At 60.1% G+C, this 18,628-nt stretch carries 16 protein-coding genes; 10 read left to right on the top strand and 6 right to left on the bottom strand.

The features are described 5' to 3' along the window. Positions 1 to 5 precede the first annotated feature (5 nt). From SJY32_RS08035 to SJY32_RS08005, 7 genes are all read left to right on the top strand, one after another. Positions 6 to 1,208 carry an MFS transporter gene (locus tag SJY32_RS08035; RefSeq protein ID WP_376873660.1) on the top strand — a complete coding sequence of 401 codons (1,203 nt, stop codon included), beginning with the start codon at positions 6 to 8 and terminating at the stop codon, positions 1,206 to 1,208. Positions 1,209 to 1,412: 204 nt separating this feature from the next. Then, positions 1,413 to 2,531 (top strand): DUF6152 family protein, encoded by a 1,119-nt coding sequence (locus SJY32_RS08030; RefSeq protein ID WP_376873658.1) that lies wholly within the window; start codon positions 1,413 to 1,415, stop codon positions 2,529 to 2,531. Positions 2,532 to 2,591: 60 nt separating this feature from the next. Next, complete coding sequence (locus SJY32_RS08025) at positions 2,592 to 3,050, top strand: hypothetical protein (protein WP_376873656.1); 459 nt, start codon at positions 2,592 to 2,594, stop codon at positions 3,048 to 3,050. A 12-nt stretch (positions 3,051 to 3,062) separates the two neighbouring features. Next, a complete protein-coding gene (locus SJY32_RS08020; protein WP_376873654.1) occupies positions 3,063 to 3,560 on the top strand; it encodes a DUF6644 family protein in 498 nt (165 codons plus the stop codon). Next, positions 3,544 to 4,275, top strand: coding sequence for a HupE/UreJ family protein (locus SJY32_RS08015; RefSeq protein ID WP_376873652.1), 732 nt, complete (start codon positions 3,544 to 3,546; stop codon positions 4,273 to 4,275). Before SJY32_RS08020 ends, SJY32_RS08015 begins: the two co-directional genes overlap by 17 nt. Positions 4,276 to 4,288: 13 nt before the next feature. Then, positions 4,289 to 4,933, top strand: a complete 645-nt coding sequence (locus SJY32_RS08010) for a hypothetical protein (RefSeq protein ID WP_376873650.1) — start codon at positions 4,289 to 4,291, stop codon at positions 4,931 to 4,933. A gap of 122 nt (positions 4,934 to 5,055) precedes the next feature. Then, the gene (locus SJY32_RS08005; RefSeq protein WP_376873648.1) at positions 5,056 to 6,282 is read left to right on the top strand and encodes an MFS transporter; all 1,227 of its coding nucleotides are present in this window, start codon (positions 5,056 to 5,058) and stop codon (positions 6,280 to 6,282) included. A gap of 41 nt (positions 6,283 to 6,323) precedes the next feature. Here SJY32_RS08005 and SJY32_RS08000 read toward each other — a convergent pair whose 3' ends face one another. Beyond that, complete coding sequence (locus SJY32_RS08000) at positions 6,324 to 7,295, bottom strand: sodium-dependent bicarbonate transport family permease (RefSeq protein ID WP_376873646.1); 972 nt, start codon at positions 7,293 to 7,295, stop codon at positions 6,324 to 6,326. 117 nt (positions 7,296 to 7,412) lie between these two features. Between SJY32_RS08000 and SJY32_RS07995 the strand changes: the two genes are divergently transcribed. From SJY32_RS07995 to SJY32_RS07985, 3 genes are all read left to right on the top strand, one after another. Continuing rightward, complete coding sequence (locus SJY32_RS07995) at positions 7,413 to 8,330, top strand: LysR substrate-binding domain-containing protein (protein ID WP_376873644.1); 918 nt, start codon at positions 7,413 to 7,415, stop codon at positions 8,328 to 8,330. A gap of 154 nt (positions 8,331 to 8,484) precedes the next feature. After that, positions 8,485 to 9,720, top strand: a complete 1,236-nt coding sequence (locus SJY32_RS07990; protein WP_376873642.1) for an efflux RND transporter periplasmic adaptor subunit — start codon at positions 8,485 to 8,487, stop codon at positions 9,718 to 9,720. Then, positions 9,713 to 12,838 (top strand): efflux RND transporter permease subunit, encoded by a 3,126-nt coding sequence (locus SJY32_RS07985; RefSeq protein ID WP_376873640.1) that lies wholly within the window; start codon positions 9,713 to 9,715, stop codon positions 12,836 to 12,838. The genes SJY32_RS07990 and SJY32_RS07985 overlap by 8 nt, the downstream gene beginning before the upstream one ends. Positions 12,839 to 12,902: 64 nt before the next feature. Here the strand turns inward: SJY32_RS07985 and SJY32_RS07980 are convergent, their stop codons facing one another. The 5 genes from SJY32_RS07980 to SJY32_RS07960 all read right to left on the bottom strand — a co-directional run bounded on the left by SJY32_RS07980 (position 12,903) and on the right by SJY32_RS07960 (position 18,465). After that, positions 12,903 to 13,922 carry an ABC transporter ATP-binding protein gene (locus tag SJY32_RS07980; RefSeq protein ID WP_376873638.1) on the bottom strand — a complete coding sequence of 340 codons (1,020 nt, stop codon included), beginning with the start codon at positions 13,920 to 13,922 and terminating at the stop codon, positions 12,903 to 12,905. Next, complete coding sequence (locus SJY32_RS07975; RefSeq protein ID WP_376873636.1) at positions 13,919 to 14,887, bottom strand: oligopeptide/dipeptide ABC transporter ATP-binding protein; 969 nt, start codon at positions 14,885 to 14,887, stop codon at positions 13,919 to 13,921. The genes SJY32_RS07980 and SJY32_RS07975 overlap by 4 nt, the downstream gene beginning before the upstream one ends. A 9-nt stretch (positions 14,888 to 14,896) precedes the next feature. Next, positions 14,897 to 15,814: an ABC transporter permease subunit gene (locus SJY32_RS07970; protein ID WP_376873634.1), complete on the bottom strand. Its 918-nt coding sequence runs from the start codon at positions 15,812 to 15,814 to the stop codon at positions 14,897 to 14,899. A 10-nt stretch (positions 15,815 to 15,824) separates the two neighbouring features. Further along, complete coding sequence (gene oppB / locus SJY32_RS07965) at positions 15,825 to 16,748, bottom strand: oligopeptide ABC transporter permease OppB (protein WP_376873632.1); 924 nt, start codon at positions 16,746 to 16,748, stop codon at positions 15,825 to 15,827. 97 nt (positions 16,749 to 16,845) lie between these two features. Continuing rightward, complete coding sequence (locus SJY32_RS07960) at positions 16,846 to 18,465, bottom strand: peptide ABC transporter substrate-binding protein (RefSeq protein WP_376873630.1); 1,620 nt, start codon at positions 18,463 to 18,465, stop codon at positions 16,846 to 16,848. Between the last annotated feature and the right edge of the window lie 163 nt (positions 18,466 to 18,628).

The raw sequence follows: 18,628 nt of genomic DNA, 5'->3' as shown, positions 1-18,628 counted from the left end.
CGCCCATGCCCCACACCCCCGTCCCACCCGCCTTGCCAAAACCGCTTTTGCTGCTCATGGCGGTTGCCATCGCCGCGACGGCGGCAAATCTTTATTACAACCAGCCGCTTCTGCCCGAAATTCGCGCCGAATTCGGGCTGGATGAGGGGGCAGTGGGTCTGATCCCATCCGCCACGCAACTGGGATATGCTGCGGCGATTTTGCTGATTTCGCCATTGGGCGATGTGATGAACCGGCGTCAGCTCATCGGGATGTTGTCGGTGTTGCTCACCCTCGCTTTGCTGGCGGTGTTTGTGGCCCCGAATTTTACCGTGTTGATCGCGGCTTTCATCGTGGTGGGGATGGGGGCGAATATCACGCAGCAACTCCTGCCGATTGGCGCGTCCCTTTCGGCGCCGGCTCTGAAAGGGGCGACGATGGGGGTGTTGATGACGGGGCTGACGGTTGGCATTTTGCTCTCGCGCACGATCAGCGGAACGGTTGCGCAGGCGTTTGGTTGGCGGGCCGTGTTCTTGATGGCGGCGGGCATGGCGGCGGCGATCGGATTATTGCTGCGCGCCAATTTGCCTGACAACAAGCCCAAGGTTTCGCTGCCTTATCCCGCGCTGATCCTGTCGCTGTTGGGGTTGATCCGGAAACATGCGTTGTTGCGTGAAAGCGCGTTGACGGGGGCGTTATGGTTCGCGGCGTTTAATGCGCTTTGGGCCACGCTGGCGCTACATGTCACCTCCTCGCCATTTAATTATACGGTGCAGCAGGCGGGGCTGTTCGGGCTGGTCGGCCTGTCGGGGATCTTGGGTGCGAAGGTCGCGGGGCGTCTGGTGGATCGTCACGGCGCGGGCCGGATCATTGCGCTGGCACTTGGCGTGACGGTGTCGGCCTTCCTCGTTCTGGCGATTTGGGGCGATAGCCTCATCGGGCTGATCGTGGGGGTCGTGTTGTTGGATCTGGGGGTGTTCGGCGCGCAAATTCCCAATCAGGTGCGCGTATTCAGCATCGATCCCGAGGCGCAAAGCCGGATGAATGCGGTTTATATGCTGAGCTATTATCTCGCGGCGGCGCTTGGATCTGCGCTGGGGGTGCACATGATGAGTTTGGGCGGCTGGCACGCAATGGTCCTGTTCGGGCTGGGGCTTGCGGTGGCGGGATTGGTCCATCACCTCATCCGCCAGAGCCTAGCTGCGCGCGCAACCGCCCGCGCGACCTGAGGCGACGCGGCGCGCCTTTGTCACGCGCGCCGCGCCGTGTGGGCGCGGCCGCTTTCATTATGGTTGCCCCAGTGCTTCGCACCCCACATGCCAGCAAAGGTCTTTCTGCGCGGATCGATTTCGACGGAAACCCGATCCGCGCCCGTAAAATGATCAAAAGGCTGCGCATGAAGCCGGTTGTGACGATCAAGAAGGACACCGCAAATGACAAATCTCCGCAGTATCGGGCTCATCGCAGCTCTGATGGCAGCGCCGCTCCCAGTCTTCGCCCATCATGGCAGCAGCGGGCAATTTGACACCAGCAGAACCGTTGAACTCTCGGGGGAGATCACCCGTGTGCGCCTCGTGAACCCGCATGCCTATGTCTATTTTGATTCCGTCAACGAAGACGGCGAGTCGGTCAACCTGCGCTGCGAGTTGCAATCAGGGTCTTTGCTCAAACGAAATGGCTGGACAGCGGAGATGTTCGAGATCGGTTCGAAAATTTCCATCAAAGGCTCACCGGACCGCACAGATCCGACCACCTGTTATATGAGCGAAGTCACCTTTGAAAACGGCGTCGTCGCGACACGCTATAGCACGTTTGACAATTCTGGCATGATCGAGGCCGAGGAACGCCAGACCGAACGTGACAATGGCACGCCCAATATCGATGGCAACTGGGCGATGGTCCGTGAGGAAAATGCGCCTCCCGGGGGCGGCGGCCAATCGGAAGTTATCCTGACGGCGGCGGGTGCTGCGGCGGTTGAGGGCGCAACTGCGGACGAAAATCCGCGCTACCAATGCGAGCCCACGAATATCGTGCTTGATTGGTGGTTCGACCAGATGGTCAACAAGATCTCCCAAAGCGATGACAAGATCGAGATCAGCTACGGCTTTATGGATCTCGAGCGGACAATCTATCTCGACGGCACAGAGATGCCATCGGATTACGTGCCAAGCCGCGCTGGCTTCTCGACGGGGGAATGGGATGGTGACACGCTTGTTGTCACGACGACCGGATTTGACGAAGGTTGGATCAACGCCCCGATGAGCGAGGGCGAACGCCCCGCGCGCCCTGAGGGTGCCGATCGTCCTGAGGGTGCCGATCGTCCCGAAGGTGCTCGCGGTGGCCCGCCAAGCCCCGTCAAAAATAGCGCCGAGATGGTTGTGATCGAGCGTTTCACCCTCAACGATGATGGCACCGTACTGAACCGTGCTTACACGATCTCTGATCCGGTGAACCTCGAAAAGGCCATCTCTGGCGAGGATGCTGTGACTCTGACGGCAGACGCCTTTGAAGACTATGCCTGCGATGATTTGACCGAAGAACGCGCAAACTGATCGGGTGGGGGTCGCCCCGGCGGCCCCCATGATCATGCGCCATAAGCGAGGGTCTATCGCATGGATATTTTATTTTGGCTCGAAGATTCCTTCATCGGGATGGTCGTCTCTAGCACACAGTGGGGCTACCCGATTATCTTGTCGCTGCACGCTGTCGGGATGGCGACATTGGTGGGGGTGGCCTTGATGCTGACCGCCCGCGTTCTGGGCTATGCGCCTGCGGTTCCGGTGACCTCCATGGCGCCTTACTGGCGGGTGGCGGTGGGCGGGTTCGTGTTGAACCTGTTGTCGGGCAGCGCACTTTTCGCGGGGAACGCGTCGGAGCTGTTTTTCAACTGGGCGTTCCGGATCAAGATCGTTTTGGTGTTTATCGGCTTGGCGCTCACGTGGCGGCTTGTTGCGATCTGCGTGCGGCGCACGGATGACGTCTCGCCCCTGCACCGTTTGCTTGCCGCGGTCGCGATGTCGACTTGGATCATCGCGATCATTTTCGGTCGCCTGATCGGCTATTGGTCTTGAGGGGATAGGTTGATGGATACGCTTCTTGCTTGGGTTATCACCACCCTCAATTCGACTGCGCTGAGCGGCTTTGTGATGGGCAATGCCTATCTCTTTCCGATCTTGGAGATGGCCCATTTTATCGGTCTGTGCCTGTTGTTCGGCTCTCTTGTTATCGTCGATCTGCGGGTTGTCGGCTTTGCGCCCGCAGTGCCGATCACCAGTGTTGACCGCTTCGTGCGCTTTGCGCTGATCGGGTTTGCGATCAATCTGACATCAGGCGTGTTGTTTGTGATCGGGGATTCCGACCGCTACCTTGTCAATATCGCCTTCTGGTCGAAGATGGTATTGATCGGGATTGCGGGGCTGAACACGGCCTATTTCGTGCGTCGGGTCAAACCGCAGATGGATCAGGGCGTTGCCTCGCGCGATCTGACGAAAGATGCGCATGTGGTTGCGTGGCTGTCGCTGACGCTTTGGACGTGCGTCATCATCCTCGGTCGCTTCATCCCGTATGTCGAAGACCTTTAACCTCCTGCCGCTTCTGCCGTCCCGATTGCGGGGCGGCGGCCCGCGCCGCGTAATGATCGTGCTCGCGGCGGTGGTGATCGTCCTTCTTCTCACAATAGTGCCGTCGCTGGCGCACGGTGTTTCGGCGCGAGATCAGAGCTTTCTTGCCCGCGCCGAGGGGCAAAAGCTCGCCCCCTTCGTCTATCTGGGCGCCAAGCATATGGTGACGGGGGTTGATCATCTGCTCTATTTGCTTGGCGTGATTTTCTTTCTCGGCAAGCTGCGCGACGTGGTGCTCTTTGCGAGCCTTTTCTCGCTTGGTCATTCGATCACACTGCTTACGGGGGTTCTCGGGCAGATCCAGATGAATGCCTACTTGATTGACGCGGTGATTGGCCTGTCGGTGAGTTACAAGGCGTTTGAAAATCTGGGCCATGTGAGGGGCATCAATCCCAAGCTTGCCGTCTTTGCCTTCGGCCTGATCCACGGCTTTGGTCTGGCGTCGAAATTGCAAGATCTTGGTCTGTCGCGCGATGGGCTCGTGGCCAATATGCTGGCGTTTAATGTCGGGGTCGAGATGGGGCAGGCGATCGCGCTGCTCGGTCTCTTTGCGGGGCTTCAATGGCTGAGAGCGTGCCGCCCCTTTGCGACGATCTCTCGGGCGGCGAATTGGGCGATCTTTACCTGCGGACTGGTGTTGATCGGGATGCAGGCAACCGGATATTTCATCGAATAAGGAAGACAAAATCATGAAACTAAAGACGAAACTGACCTTGGCGGGCACCACCGCAAGCGCAATCTTGATGATCGCTGTTCTGCCCGCCGAATACGGGATCGACCCCACCGGAGTGGGCGGAGCATTGGGCCTCACGGCGATGGCGCAGACCGTGCCCTCAGGCGATACGTCCTTTGAGGGCACGATGCATTTCAATATCGGCGACTATGACCCCGCCGCCGAGTTGATAGACCAATCCGTGCAGGGCCTCATCCATCTCGAAGATGCGCCCTTCCACAGCGAGGTAATCGACATCGACATCGAGGATCTGGGCGAGGTCGAGCATAAGTTCATCATGCCGAGCGATACAACCTTCGTGTATTCATGGGAGGTGCTCGACCCCAAGGGGGACGGCGTTTATTATGATTTCCACGGGCACCCGTCCTCCGAGGATGCCGCCAACTACCCCGAAGGGTTCGAGATGGCCTATGCCAAAGGCGAGGGCCACGCGCAGAGCGGCTCGTTCACCGCGCCTTTCGGCGGCTATCACGGGTTTTACTTCATGAATATCGAGGAAGGCCCGATCACCGTGCGGCTCACCGTGAGCGGCTATTGGGAGGAGCATAAGGAAATGTTCCGGTCGGTTGAGGGCGAGGTTATCACCAACGAGGCCTTCTGACGCGGTCGCGGCCTGTGTCGGGGCGCGCGCGCGGGGACGCAAGGCAGCGAAGGCATCGGGGTTTGACGCGGCAAAGCTTTGCCTTATCTGTGGCTCACGACATAGCGTAAGGCGGGACCGCGATGCATTACCCTCAAGTGAGCCTTTACGCGCTGATGCTGGCCGCCGCGGGCATCCCGCTTTATATCCACCTGCCGCAATTTGCCGCCGTGGAGTTGGGCATGGGGCTGGGGGCGCTTGGGGTCGTTCTGCTGGTGATCCGGCTGGTTGATCTGGTGCAAGATCCGTTAATCGGGTGGGCGATTGACCGCTGGCCGCGCGCGCAGGGCGTCTTCGCGATCGCGGCGGCGTTGGGGCTTGCGATTGGCTTTCCGGCGCTTTTCACCTTGGACGCTGGGCCGAATGTGGCGCTGCGCCTGACGGGTGTTTTGGTATTGCTGTTTACCGCCTATAGCCTTGGCTCGATCTTGCTCTACGGCCGCAGCGCGACCTTGGCCCTGCGTCCGGAGCCGCAGGCGTTGATGACGCTTGCCGCGTTTCGGGAGGGTGGCATGTTAGCGGGGGTCGTGCTGGCCGCGATTGCGCCCGCGGTCGCTACGGCTTTGGGCGCGCAGGGGCAGGGATACGGTGCCTTCGGTTGGGGTCTTGGCCTTTTGGCACTGTGCGTCGGAGCCGCCACGGTTCCAATGTGGCGCCGTCCGGCGATCATTGGCGCGGCAGTCTCGGTGAAAGGGCTGGGTGACGCGGGGGCGTTACGGCTCTTGGGGCTGGCACTGGCCAATAGCTTGCCGGTTGCAATGACCTCGACGTTGTTTTTGTTTTTTGTGCAAGACAAGCTTATGCTGCCGGATGCGGCAGGCCCCTTGCTGATGCTGTTTTTCATCAGCGCGGGGGTGAGCGTGCCGTTCTGGACGCGGATCAGCGGGCGGATCGGCCCCAAGCGGACGTTGCTCATCGCGATGCCTTTGTCGATCGTCGGATTTGGGGCGACGGCGTTCTTGTCGGCGGGCGATCTATGGCCCTTTGCGGCGGTATGCATCGCTGCGGGGGCGGCATTGGGCGCGGATACGGTGCTCTTGCCTGCGATGTTTTCGGTGGCGTTGACGCGGGCGCGACTGAATGCGTCGCTGGCCTTCGGCATCTGGGCGTTTGCGGGCAAGCTCGGTTTGGCGCTTGCCGCGTTTTTGGTAATGCCCGTGCTGGAATGGAACGGGTTTAACCCGTCCCAATCCAATGATGCGCAGGCGCTGGGCGCGTTAACGGCGGCTTATGCGATTGTGCCGTGTTGCCTCAAACTCATCGCGTGGTTTTTGGTCGCGCGTTTGCCACAGGATGAGACGGCGGGATGAGGCGGCGAGATGGGGCGGCGGGGGCAACCGCATAGGCGCCATCACCCGCCAAGCCCCGCAAGCCAGAGATAGACCGGAAGGCCGACGGTGATGTTGAACGGAAAGGTCACCCCGAGCGCCAGTGTCAGGTAAATCCCCGGCGTGGCCTTGGGCAGCGCGATCCGCATCGCGGCGGGCACCGCGATATAGGAGGCGGAAGCCCCAAGCACCATCAGCAAGAACAGGCTGCCGGTTTGCAGACCGATCAACGCACCGGCCCCCCAAGCCAGCAAAGCGCCAGCCATCGGCATCACCACGCCAAACCCGAACAATCCTGCCCGCATCAAATGCCGGTTGTGCATCAAGCTGCGCCCCGCCGTCAGGCCCATGTCGAGCATGAAAATGCACAAGATCCCCGTGAACGGTGTCACCACAAACGGCGCAATCATCGCCATCCCGTTTTCGCGCGTTACCGCCCCGATCCCGAACGCCCCCACCAAAAGCACTACCGACCCATTGGTCAGCAACTCCCGCATGGGCACACACGCGGTTGTCGTGTCGCCCGAGAACCGCCGCGCAATCCACAGCGCAGACAAGATCGCGGGCACTTCCATACTTGCCGCAACCGCCACCATATAACCGTCAAACTTGAGGTTCGAGAGCTCAAGAAGGCTGGTCGCGGCGACAAATGTCACAATCGAGATCGACCCGTAATGCCCTGCCACCGCCGCGGCATTCACGGTATCGAGCGAGGTCATTACGCGCAGCAACACGAAAGCAAGAAACGGCAGCGCGAAAGACAGCAGTATGCCCGCCGCGAGCGCCTTGAAGATGTCCGCGCTCAGCCCGTATTGCGACAGGCTGTGCCCGCCCTTGAACCCGATTGCGAGGAGGAGATAGAGCGACAGAAACTTCGCCGCCCCTTCCGGAATGGATAAATCGCTGCGGAGGGCGGCGGCAACCAAGCCGAGCGCGAAGAACAGGATGGTCGGCACGATCAGGTTGCCAAAAAGCGTTTCAAAGACAGGCGGCATGTGAGGTCTCCAGTGCAATGATATTGCAAGCTGCGTTGCGGTTCGCGCCTGTTGCCAGCTTTCCTGTTATAATTTAAATACTTTGTATGCCGATTTTAGATAGCTTGGAGCTATGTAATGCGCCCGACCCTTCGCCAGCTGCAATATATCGTCACGGTGCATCAGCTCGGCGGGTTTGGTTTGGCGGCGGATGTCTTGCATGTCAGCCAGCCCAGCTTGTCAAACCAGATTGCTGCGGTGGAGGCAGATCTGGGGGTGGTGTTGTTCAAACGTGGGCGCGGCGGGGCGGTTGCGACGGCGAAGGGGCTGGAATTCGTGCTGCGCGCGCGGCGGATTTTGACGGATGTCGAAAATCTGCGGGGGGTCATGCAATCGGCCTTGCCGTTTGCGGGGCGGTTGCGGCTCGGGGTGTTGCCGTCTATCGGGCCCTATCTTTTGCCGCAGGTGATGCAATCATTGCACCGCGAGCAACCCGATCTGCGGGTTATTGTGCGCGAGGAAAACACGATGCACCTTGACGAGGGGCTGCGGGCAGGCCGGTTTGATGCGATCATCTCGACGCCCGAGGATCATCCCAACACGTGGCAGCGCCCCTTATTCACCGAGTCGCTTTGGGTGGCGGTCTCCAACGACCATCCCTTGGCCATCTTGCCGCATATCACGGAGTCCGATCTCGCGGGGCAACGTCTTTTGACGCTGGATACGGGGCACCGGTTGGCGCGGATCGTCTACGGTTTGGCGGGGGTCAGTGGGGGGACCGTCTCGGATGATTATGAGGGCACCAGTCTCAATTCCATCGTTTTGATGGCGGCGACGGGGGCGGGGGTTGCGGTTTTGCCCGATCTGTTCGCGCGGCGACAGGCGATCCACCGCGAGGAAATCACGGTCCGGCCCTTGCGAATGGCGGAGGCGCATCGCGGCATAAGTCTGTTGTTTCCCTCCGGCCAACCTGTTGACGACAGCCATGACAGGTTGACGGCGACGCTGCGCGCGGCCGCAAAAGCGCTCGCTCTCGATGTTTCGGCGCAAGCGTGATGCTTAGGCTAGCTGAAATTCTATGAATGAGGGCTATGTTTAACAATCATTGCGTGTCGGCTAGGGTCCGGCAAGCGTGAAGGCTTGCGGTGGACGGTGGATTGGCGGTCTGGATGCGAGCGGATGTGCGACGGTGGAATGAGGAGATCTAAGGATGATGGACGCGCCCCGACAGCCCGATGATGCGGCGCTGACATTTGCGGATGATGCGGGGGCTTCGCGGTCCAAATGGGTGGCGGGCGGTCTCGCGCTCGCGATTGTCGCTTGGATGGGCAGCGGCTATCTCATCCCGTCCGCGCATGACGACGGGGAGGCGGGAGGAGCGACCGCCGCCATGCGCCAACCGGTGAGCGTTGCCGTGATGGCATCGCAAGCGCAAACCATCCCGAGGATCTTCTCGGCGGAGGGGCAGGCGCTCCCGGATCGTGATACCTCAATCCGTGCGGAGACATCGGGCCTGATCGCGGAGATCCTCGTGGCAAAGGGGGCCGATCTTGCATCGGGCGAGCCGATTGCGCGCTTTGCACCTGCCGCGCGGCAATCCGATCTCGCGCGAGCGGAGGAGGAATTGCGGCTTGCCCAGCGCGAGTATGAGAACGCGCAGGCGCTCTTGGCGCGCGGTGTTGCCACCGCTGATCGTGTGGCGCAGGCGCGGGCCGCATTGGCCTCCGCACAGGCGGGCGTAACGGCGGCCAATGAGGCCGTGACGAACACCGAGATCCGCGCGCCCTTCGCGGGGCGGTTGGAGGCGTTGGAGATCAACGAGGGCGAATATATCACCATAGGCGACGATATCGGCCGGATTGTGGACAACGCGCCCTTGACCGTCCGCATCCAGATCCCGCAGCAAGCAATCCGCGACATCCGCCAGGGCCAGACCGCGCAAGTAGCGTTCATGACAGGCGAGAGCGCGGCGGGCGTGGTAACCTTCATCGGGTCGAGCGCGGACGCGCAGACGCGCACCTTTACCGCAGATATCGACATCCCGAATGAGGACGGGGCAATTCCCGCAGGCATCAGCGCGCAGCTTCAGATCCCGACAGGCGAGATCACCGCGCATTTCATTTCGCCTGCGATTTTATCCCTCGATACGGACGGAGCTTTGGGCGTCAAAACGGTCGACGCCCAGAACAGTGTCGTTTTCCATCCCGTCGAGATCGTGCGCGCGCAAACCGATGGAATTTGGGTGTCGGGCTTGCCCGACGCCGCGCAAATTATCACGATAGGTCAGGGCTTTGTGAATGACGGTGAGACTGTCGCTCCCACAGTGCAAGAGGGTGATCCGGAAGCGCTCGTCGATCCTGCCGAGGCCGGATTGGTGGCCTCTCCTGACGTCACGACTGGCACCAGTGTCGGGGACAATCCTGAGGCGGGCTTGCTGAATGAATAAGCTCATCGACGCCGCTTTTAGCCGGACGCGGGTCATCATGATGGCGTTGGCGATGATCTTGATCGTCGGCGCGTATTCCTATGTCACCATTCCCAAGGAAAGCTCTCCCGAGATCCCGATCCCGATCTTCTACGTCTCGACCAGCCTCGACGGCATCACGCCGAGCGATGCGGAGAGATTGCTGATTGAACCGCTCGAAACGGAGCTCAGCGCGTTGACGGGCCTCAAACAGATGAAGGCGAATGCGGGTGAGGGCTACGCGAGTGTGCAACTGGAGTTCGAGCCGGGGTTTGATGCGCAAGCGGCGCTCGACAAGGTGAACGAGGGTGTGGACCGCGCGAAATCCGACTTGCCCGACGATGCGAGCGATCCTGTGGTGACGGAGATCAACACCGCGCTCTTTCCGATCCTGACGGTGATTTTATCGGGGCCGGTGCCCGAGCGGACGTTGAATCGCCTGTCGCAAGACCTCGCGGACGGGATCGAGGGGCTCTCGGGCGTGCTCGAGGTTGATATCGGGGGTGAGCGCGACGAGCTGTTGGAGGTGCTCATCGATCCGACCGTGTTTGAAACCTATAATCTGAGCTTTGAGGAGCTGATCAGCCAGATCACCCGCAACAACCTGTTGATTGCCGCGGGGGCGATCGAAAATGGCGCAGGGCGGATCGTATTGAAAGTGCCCGGCCTGATCGAAAACGTGAGCGATGTCATGTCGTTGCCGATTAAAGTGCGCGGCAACACGGTTGTGACCTTCGCCGACGTCGCCCAGATCCGAAGCACGTTTGAAGATCCGACAGGCTTCGCGCGCATCAATGGGCAGCCCGCTTTGGCGTTGGAAATCAAGAAACGTGCAGGCGCGAACATCATCGAAACCGTCGCCGCCGTGCGCGGTTTGATCGAGCAATCGCAGGCGGATTGGCCCGCCTCGGTGCAAGTGGATTACATGCAAGACGAGAGCGAGCAGGTCACGTCGATGCTGCGCGATCTGGAGGCCAATGTCATCGCGGCGGTTATCTTGGTGATGATCGTGATCGTTTGGGCGCTGGGCATTCGGTCTGCCTTGCTTGTCGGGCTGGCGATTCCGGGCGCCTTTCTGGCCGGGGTCACGGCGCTGTCGATGATGGGTTATACGATGAACCTTGTGGTCTTGTTCTCGTTGATCCTCGTGGTGGGGATGCTTGTTGACGGCGCGATTGTGACGACCGAACTCGCGGACCGTCGTTTGCAAGAGGGCGATACCCCGCGCAAGGCCTATATTTATGCTGCCAAACGAATGGCTTGGCCCATTGTTGCCTCGACCGCGACGACGCTTTGCGTGTTCTTTCCGCTCCTGTTTTGGGAAGGAACCGTGGGCGAATTCATGAAGTTCCTGCCGATCACGGTGATCCTGACCTTAACCGCGTCGCTGTTTATGGCGCTGGTTTTCATCCCCGTTGCGGGGGCCTTGATTGGCCGTAAACCGCCGCAATCGGCGCGCGATAAGGCTACGCTCCATGCGGCGGAAAAGGGCGATCCACGCCTGCTTAAGGGGATCACTGGCGGGTATGTAAAGGTGCTGCAATTCGCAATTCTGCGCCCTTGGGCCACGTTCATCATGGCGGTTGCGTTCTTGTTGGCGGGGTTCACGGCCTATGGCCAGTTCGGCAATGGCGTTACATTCTTTCCCTCCATCGAGCCTGATTTCGCGCAGGTGCAGGTGCGCGCGCGCGACAATTTCTCGATCTTTGAGAAAGACGCCTTGGTGCGGCAGGTTGAAACCCGTCTATTTGAATATGACGAGATTGCCTCTGTTTACGCGCGCACCGGCGGCTCCAATCAGGACGCTGCGGATCTGATCGGCACGGTGCAGATCGAATTCACGCCGTGGGACACGCGTCGTCCGGCGGCGGAAATCGGTGAGGATATCCGCGCCGATATGGCCGGCATTCCGGGGGTGAATGTTCAGGTGCAAACAGCTTCCGAGGGGCCGTCGGCGGGCAAGCCGATCTCGTTGCGCGTGATTTCAAACGATTTTGAGGCACAGGCGGCCGCGGTTGAGGGAATCCGCGCGCGAATGGATGACATCGGGGGATTTACCGATATTACCGACACGCGCGCCTTGCCGGGGGTGGAATGGCGCCTTCGGGTGAACCGATCGGAAGCAGCACGGTTCGGGGCGGATATCTCGACTTTGGGGCAGGCGGTCCAGCTTTTGACACGCGGGATCACCGTTGCCGATTACCGTCCTGCGGGGGCTGATGGGGCGGTCGATATCAACGTGCGGTTCCCATCCGATTCACGCACGCTGGACGCGCTGGAATCGCTGCGCGTCCCCACCAGCGCGGGGCTCGTCCCGATATCGAACTTCGTCACCTTCGAGCCTGCGCCGCGCAGCGGGACAATCACCCGTGTCGATCAACGGCGTGTCGTGACGATTGAGGCGAATGTGGGATTGGGCGTTTTGGTCAACGATCAGGTCGTGGCGCTGCAAGCCGCGATCAACGCGATGGATCTGCCGCCCGGCGTCGAGGCAAGTTTCGCGGGCGAGGCCGAGGATCAGCGCGACTCGATGGTGTTTTTGATCGGTGCGTTCATTACCGCGATCTTCCTGATGTTCGTGATCCTCGTGATCCAGTTTAACAGCTTCTACCAAGCCTTTGTTGTGATGAGCGCAATCGTCTTTTCTGTTGCGGGGGTGTTGCTGGGGTTGATCGTCACGGGCAGGCCGTTTGGCGTCGTCATGGGGGGGATTGGTGTGATTGCGCTGGCAGGGATCGTGGTCAATAACAACATCGTTTTGATTGATACCTACAACGATCTAAGGGGCGCGGGGATGTCGCCGTTGGAGGCGGCGCTGCGCACGGGCGCGCAACGCCTTCGGCCTGTCGTGTTGACGTCCGTGACGACGGCGTTGGGGCTTTTGCCGATGGTGATCGGGATCAATCTCAACTTCTTCACGCGGGAGATCGTCTACGGCGCCCCGTCGACGCAGTGGTGGACGGAGCTTTCCTCCGCCATTGCGGGCGGGTTGGTCGTGGCAACCGTTTTGACGTTGATCGTCACCCCCGCCATGCTGATGTTGGGGGAACGCAAGGCCAATCGCGCGCGCCCCTCCGTAGATCGGGCCGCCTCCGCGTAAACGGACCTCGCCGCGATGCCGCCTCGTTGCCCGCCCCGATGGGATCAGGGGGCGGGCCGTGATCTTATACGCCCAGCGGCGCGGGCTGTGCCACGGTGTGGAAGTGGCACGCAACGCTATGCCCCGGCGCGGGTTCTTGCAGGGGCGGGCGCGTGGTGGCGCAGATGTCCTGCGCTTGCGGGCAGCGCGTGCGGAACGGGCAGCCTGATGGCGGCGAGAGGGGCGAGGGCAGATCGCCATCGAGCATCATCGCCGCACGGTCCGCGGGGGCGGGGCGGTCAATATCGGGAACCGCCGCGATCAATGCGCGCGTGTAGGGATGGGCGGGGTTTTCATAGATGTCATCGCTGCTCGCGAGTTCCATGATCGAGCCGAGATAGAGCACCATCACACGGTCCGAAATATGTTGCACCACGCTCAAATCATGCGCGATGAACATCAAGGACAGATCCATATCCTTTTGCAAGTCAACCAGCAGATTTATGACCTGCGCCTGAATTGACACATCGAGCGCCGAGACCGGCTCATCGCAGATCAAAAGCTTTGGTTCCAAAATCAGCGCGCGCGCGATGCCGATCCGTTGGCACTGGCCGCCCGAGAATTCGTGCGGATAGCGGTTGATCATATCGGGCAGCAAACCCACCCGCGTCATCATTTTCGCGATCCGCTCGTTCATTTCGGCTTTGCGCATTTTGGGGAAATGCGTTTTCAGCGGCTCGGCGATGATCTCGCGCAGGGTCATGCGCGGGTTGAGCGAGGCGAGCGGATCTTGGAAGATCATTTGCAGGTCTTTGCGCTGCAATCGCATCTCGGCGGCTTTCATCCCGACCAGATCCTGCCCCATCCACAAAACGCGGCCCGCATGGATCGGCACCATCCGGATCACCGCCCGCGCCAGCGTGGATTTGCCACTGCCGCTTTCCCCGACAATGCCCAGCGTTTCGCCGCGCTTGATCGTGAAGCTCACGCCGTCAACGGCCTTGATATACTGCGCCTCTTTGCGCGAAAAAATCGAATCTTCAGCCGTGTAGGGGAAGTAAACCTTCACCCCGTCGACGTGCAAAAGCGTGTTGTCATCGGTCATGTGATGTCCTGTAGCGACTGGTGGCAGGCGCGGCTGCGCATGTCTGCGAACGCGATCAGAGCGGGTTTCGTGCGGCCGCATTCGGCGTCTGCAAAGGCGCAACGCGGTGAGAACGGGCATCCGGCGGGCGGATGCATCATATTGGGCGGATTGCCGGGGATCGTTGCCAAGCTGGCCGATTTCGCGCCCAGACGCGGCACCGCTTGCAGCAAGCCGCGCGTGTAGGGGTGGGTCGGTTCGCTGAAAAGCTGCTGCGTCGGGCCGGTTTCCATCACCCGCCCGCCGTAGAGCACCAGCGTATCCTCGCAGCTGCCCGCAACCACGCCCAGATCATGGGTGATGAGGATCAAACCCATGCCGAAATCGCTTTGCAAATCGCGCAGCAAATCCATGATCTGCGCTTGCACCGTCACGTCGAGCGCGGTCGTCGGCTCATCCGCGATGATCAGCCGCGGATGGCACAACAGCGCCATCGCGATCATCACGCGTTGCCGCATCCCGCCCGAAAACTCATGCGGATACATCGTGATCCGGCGCTTGGCATCGGGGATTTTCACCGCGTCCAGCATCTTGACGCAATCCTTGATCGCATCCGATTTGCTTAAGCCTTGATGCAGCATCAACACCTCGGCCATCTGATCGGACACGCGAACATAGGGGTTCAACGATGTCATCGGATCTTGGAAGATGATCCCGATCTGGGCCGCGCGCACGGCGTTCAGGCGCTTCTCGGGCATATTGAGCAGCTCTTGCCCCTCAAACATCACCGATCCGCCCGCGCGCCCGTTTTTGGCAAGCAAGCCCATGATCGCGAAGGCGGTTTGGCTTTTCCCCGATCCGCTTTCCCCGACAATGGCGAGGGTTTTGCCCGCCTCCAACGTAAAGCTGATATCATCGACGGCGCGCACGGTGCCGTCTGGCGTATCAAACCCGACAGTCAGGTTTTTGACCTCAAGTAAGCTCATAATCTGGTCCTATCTGTCCTTGGGGTCTAGCGCGTCGCGCAATCCGTCACCGATGAAGAAGAAGCAAAACAGCGTGACGACGAAGAAGATCAGCGGGAACAAAAGCTGCCAATAGGTGCCGTATTGCAAGGTGGAGGCGCCCTCCGAAATCAGCGCGCCCCAGCTGGTGTTGGGCTCTTGCACGCCCAGCCCGAGGAACGAGATGAAGCTCTCGGTCAGGATCATCTGCGGCACCAGAAGTGTTGCGTAGATGACGATCACGCCGAGCAAATTGGGGATGATATGGCGCAGCACGATGGTATGATGCTTGACGCCAATCGCAAGCGCGGCCTCGACATATTCCTTGGATTTGAGGGCCAAAGTCTGCCCCCGCACGATCCGCGCCATCTCCAGCCAAGAGATCATGCCAACCCCCGCGAACAACAGCCACATCGAGCGCCCGAACACCACCAACAGCAGGATCAGGACGAACATATACGGGATCGACATCAAAATATCGACGGCGCGCATCATGATGTTATCGGTGCGCCCGCCAATATATCCGGCCGTGGCGCCGTAGAGCGTGCCGATGATCACCGCGATGGCCGATCCGATCAGCCCGACCATCAACGACACCTGCGTGCCTTGCACCACCCGCGAATAGAGATCGCGGCCCAGATCATCGGTTCCGAAGAAATGGCCGGTGGTGAAGGACGGCGCGCCGAGCGTCGCGATATCGCCCAAAACGCCCCAATCAACGGTTTCATTATCCCACACGGCGAAGAGTGGCCCCAAAAGGGCGATCAGAACAATCACGGCCAATACGATGACGCTGGCCAAGGCGGCGCGGTTTTTCAAGAACCGCCGCCGTGCATCTTGCCAAAGCGAGCGACCGGCCTTGGCCTTCGGGGGCGAGATTTCTGCGCTTTGCAGGGGTGTCGATGTCATGCGCGCCTCCTTACAATTTGATTTTCGGATCAATCCACGCGTAGAGAATATCCACGAGCAGGTTGAACACGATGGTGAGCGCGCCGATCAGGATCGTGATCCCCATCATCACCGCATAATCGCGGTTGAGCGCCGAATTCACGAAGGCCTGACCGATGCCGCCTGTGGTGAAATAAAGATCGATCACGACAGAGCCGGTGATCATCACAACAAATGTCGGCCCGAGGTAGGAAATCACCGGCAGCATCGCGGGTTTGAGCGCGTGGCGGAACAAAATCGCGCGCGCGGGCAGGCCTTTGGCGCGCGCGGTGCGGATGTAATTGCTGTGCATCACCTCCAACAGCGACGAGCGCATGATCCGCGCGATCGAGGCCATGAAACTGGTCGAGAGGGCGATCACGGGCATGATGAGATAGGGCCATTGCCCGCCGTTCCACCCGCCGCCCGGCAACCAGCCCAGCCAGAGCGTGAACACCAGAACCAAAATCGGCGCCATCACGAAATTCGGCAAAACCTGCGCCCCGATCGATGTGCCTACCGCGAGATAATCGAGCCATGTGTTCTGGCGCATCGCCGCCGCAATCCCGAGCCCGCAGCCAAACAGAACCGCCACGACAAAGGAAATCGCCCCGTAAGTCAACGTCACGGGGAAGCCCTGCGCGATGATCTCATTCACGGTGCGATCTTTGTATTGGAACGACGGGCCAAAATCGAACCGTGTGACCACATCCACCACATAGCGCCCGATTTGTTGGGGCAGGGGATCGTTGAGATGATATTTCGCCTCCAGATTGGCCATCACCTCCGGCGCGAGCGGGCGATCGGATGTGAACGGGCCGCCGGGGGCGGAATGCATCAGGACAAACGAGAAGATGATCAAGAGCAAAAGCGTGGGGATTGCGTAGAGCAGACGCTTGAAAACGAAGGTGAGCATGAGGATCCTATCGTTTGGGATCTGATGTGAGAAAGGCGCCGCGCCGCAATGACTGCGGCACGGCGCGGAGAGTTAGGGCCGGTTGGCCCCCGCGAGGTTACTCGGCTGTGAAGTAGAGATCGCGCGAGTACCAGTTTTGCTGCACGTTCTCGACGGGCCAGTTCTGAAGGTTTTTATCCATCATGTAAGCCTCGGCATAGTGATAGATCGGCAGGATCGGCACGTCTTTCGCGATGATTTCCTCGATTTTGGTGAAATCGGCGGAGGGATCGGGGTTCACGCGGGCATCTTCCAACAGGGCATCGACCTCTGCGTTGGAATATTTCGCATCGTTATACTCATGCCCGCTGCGCATCAGATCGAGGAACGCGGAGGCCATGTTATAATCGCCGCACCATCCCGCACGACCGATATCGAATTGCTGGCTGGAACGGGCCTCAAGGAAGGTTTTCCATTCCATATTCTGCAATTCGGTGGTCACGCCCAGCTTTTGTTTCCACATCTGCGATACGGTGATCGCGATTTTCTTGTGCTGGTCATCTGTGTTGTAGAGGAGCTTGAGAGTGATCGGCTTGTCCGGCCCGTAGCCTGCCTCGGTCAACAGCTCAATCGCGCGCGCGTCGCGGTCTTTTTGCGTCATCGCCTCGGCTGCATTTTCCGGCGCGGTAAACCCGGCCGTCGCCTCAGGCGTGAAGCCGAAGGCCGCCGTCTGCCCGCCTTGCAAAATCGAGCCGGTGATCACATCGCGGTCAATCGCCAGCGACAAAGCCTCGCGCACGCGCTGATCTTTCAACGCAGGGTTGGCGCTGTCGGACATGTTGATGAAATAGTAATAGGTGCACAGCGTCGGGATGCTCAGCGCCTCGTCAGGGTTGCTCGCGCTGAGCTTTTTGAACTGGCCTGCGGGGACTTCCGTGCGGTCCAACTCGCCCGAGAGATAGCGGGTGAGAGCGGCGTTTTCATCATTGATAACAAGCGCTTCGACGCGCTCGATGATCGTCGCGTCATTGTTCCAATAGTTCGTGTTGCGCACGCGGACGGAGCGTTCCTGCGGGATCGCTTCGGTCAGAACATAGGCGCCGTTTGAGACGATAAATTCGGGCTTGGTCCAATTGGTGCCATGTGCCTCGACGACCGATTTGGGCGAGGGCGAGAGGGCGGCATTGGTGGTCATCTGCGGCATATGCGCGACGGGGCGGTTCAGGCGCACCTCGAACGTGTGATCATCAATCGCCTTCACGCCCAGATCGGAGGTCGGGAGTTTCCCCGCGACAACATCCGCGACATTGACGATGCCCATTTCCTCGGCAAACCACGCGTAGGGCGAGGCGGTGGCGGGATCGACGAGGCGCTTCCACGAATATTCGAAATCAGCGGCCGTGACCGGCGTTCCGTCCGACCATTTGGCGGTATCGCGCAGATGGAAGGTGTAGACGGTTTTGTCTTCGCTCAGGTCAAAATCTGTCGCCACGCCCGGCGCAAGATTGCCGTCTTTATCTTGCGTCATCAGCCCTTCAAACAGATCGCGCACCACGGCCGCGCCATCGACATCCTCGGTATATTGCGGATCGATCGATGGGGAATCGTCGCCAACGCGGTACACAAATACCTGCTTTTCGGCGAGCGGCTCATTGGTGACGGGATGGTTCTGCGCGAACGCGAGGGTCGCGGTCAGGCTCAATGCCGTTGTCATCGCGAGTGCATAAGATCTTTTCATTTCAGCTCCTTAGCGCCTGTTAATCGGCGTCTTTTTGAAATCAAACCCTGTTAAATCAACCGCCGGAAAGGAACATGCAGGCAATGTTGACGCTTATGTGACGACGTTAATGTCTCTCACGGCGGTGGAGTCGTGCTAAAAACTCCTGATTGGTGACAATCCC

This window comes from Albirhodobacter sp. R86504 (assembly GCF_042466415.1).
Taxonomy (GTDB): Bacteria; Pseudomonadota; Alphaproteobacteria; order Rhodobacterales; family Rhodobacteraceae; genus Albirhodobacter.
The sequence above is the reverse complement of the archived record's forward strand: the minus strand, read 5'-3'. Positions and strand labels throughout refer to the sequence as shown.

What these genes read in the sequence shown, in the direction of transcription:
- SJY32_RS08035 (WP_376873660.1), top strand. Translation starts at nt 6, where the DNA reads ATGCCCCACACCCCCGTCCCACCCGCCTTGCCAAAACCGCTTTTGCTG.
- SJY32_RS08030 (WP_376873658.1), top strand. Translation starts at nt 1,413, where the DNA reads ATGACAAATCTCCGCAGTATCGGGCTCATCGCAGCTCTGATGGCAGCG.
- SJY32_RS08025 (WP_376873656.1), top strand. Translation starts at nt 2,592, where the DNA reads ATGGATATTTTATTTTGGCTCGAAGATTCCTTCATCGGGATGGTCGTC.
- SJY32_RS08020 (WP_376873654.1), top strand. Translation starts at nt 3,063, where the DNA reads ATGGATACGCTTCTTGCTTGGGTTATCACCACCCTCAATTCGACTGCG.
- SJY32_RS08015 (WP_376873652.1), top strand. Translation starts at nt 3,544, where the DNA reads ATGTCGAAGACCTTTAACCTCCTGCCGCTTCTGCCGTCCCGATTGCGG.
- SJY32_RS08010 (WP_376873650.1), top strand. Translation starts at nt 4,289, where the DNA reads ATGAAACTAAAGACGAAACTGACCTTGGCGGGCACCACCGCAAGCGCA.
- SJY32_RS08005 (WP_376873648.1), top strand. Translation starts at nt 5,056, where the DNA reads ATGCATTACCCTCAAGTGAGCCTTTACGCGCTGATGCTGGCCGCCGCG.
- SJY32_RS08000 (WP_376873646.1), bottom strand. Translation starts at nt 7,295, where the DNA reads ATGCCGCCTGTCTTTGAAACGCTTTTTGGCAACCTGATCGTGCCGACC.
- SJY32_RS07995 (WP_376873644.1), top strand. Translation starts at nt 7,413, where the DNA reads ATGCGCCCGACCCTTCGCCAGCTGCAATATATCGTCACGGTGCATCAG.
- SJY32_RS07990 (WP_376873642.1), top strand. Translation starts at nt 8,485, where the DNA reads ATGATGGACGCGCCCCGACAGCCCGATGATGCGGCGCTGACATTTGCG.
- SJY32_RS07985 (WP_376873640.1), top strand. Translation starts at nt 9,713, where the DNA reads ATGAATAAGCTCATCGACGCCGCTTTTAGCCGGACGCGGGTCATCATG.
- SJY32_RS07980 (WP_376873638.1), bottom strand. Translation starts at nt 13,922, where the DNA reads ATGACCGATGACAACACGCTTTTGCACGTCGACGGGGTGAAGGTTTAC.
- SJY32_RS07975 (WP_376873636.1), bottom strand. Translation starts at nt 14,887, where the DNA reads ATGAGCTTACTTGAGGTCAAAAACCTGACTGTCGGGTTTGATACGCCA.
- SJY32_RS07970 (WP_376873634.1), bottom strand. Translation starts at nt 15,814, where the DNA reads ATGACATCGACACCCCTGCAAAGCGCAGAAATCTCGCCCCCGAAGGCC.
- oppB (WP_376873632.1), bottom strand. Translation starts at nt 16,748, where the DNA reads ATGCTCACCTTCGTTTTCAAGCGTCTGCTCTACGCAATCCCCACGCTT.
- SJY32_RS07960 (WP_376873630.1), bottom strand. Translation starts at nt 18,465, where the DNA reads ATGAAAAGATCTTATGCACTCGCGATGACAACGGCATTGAGCCTGACC.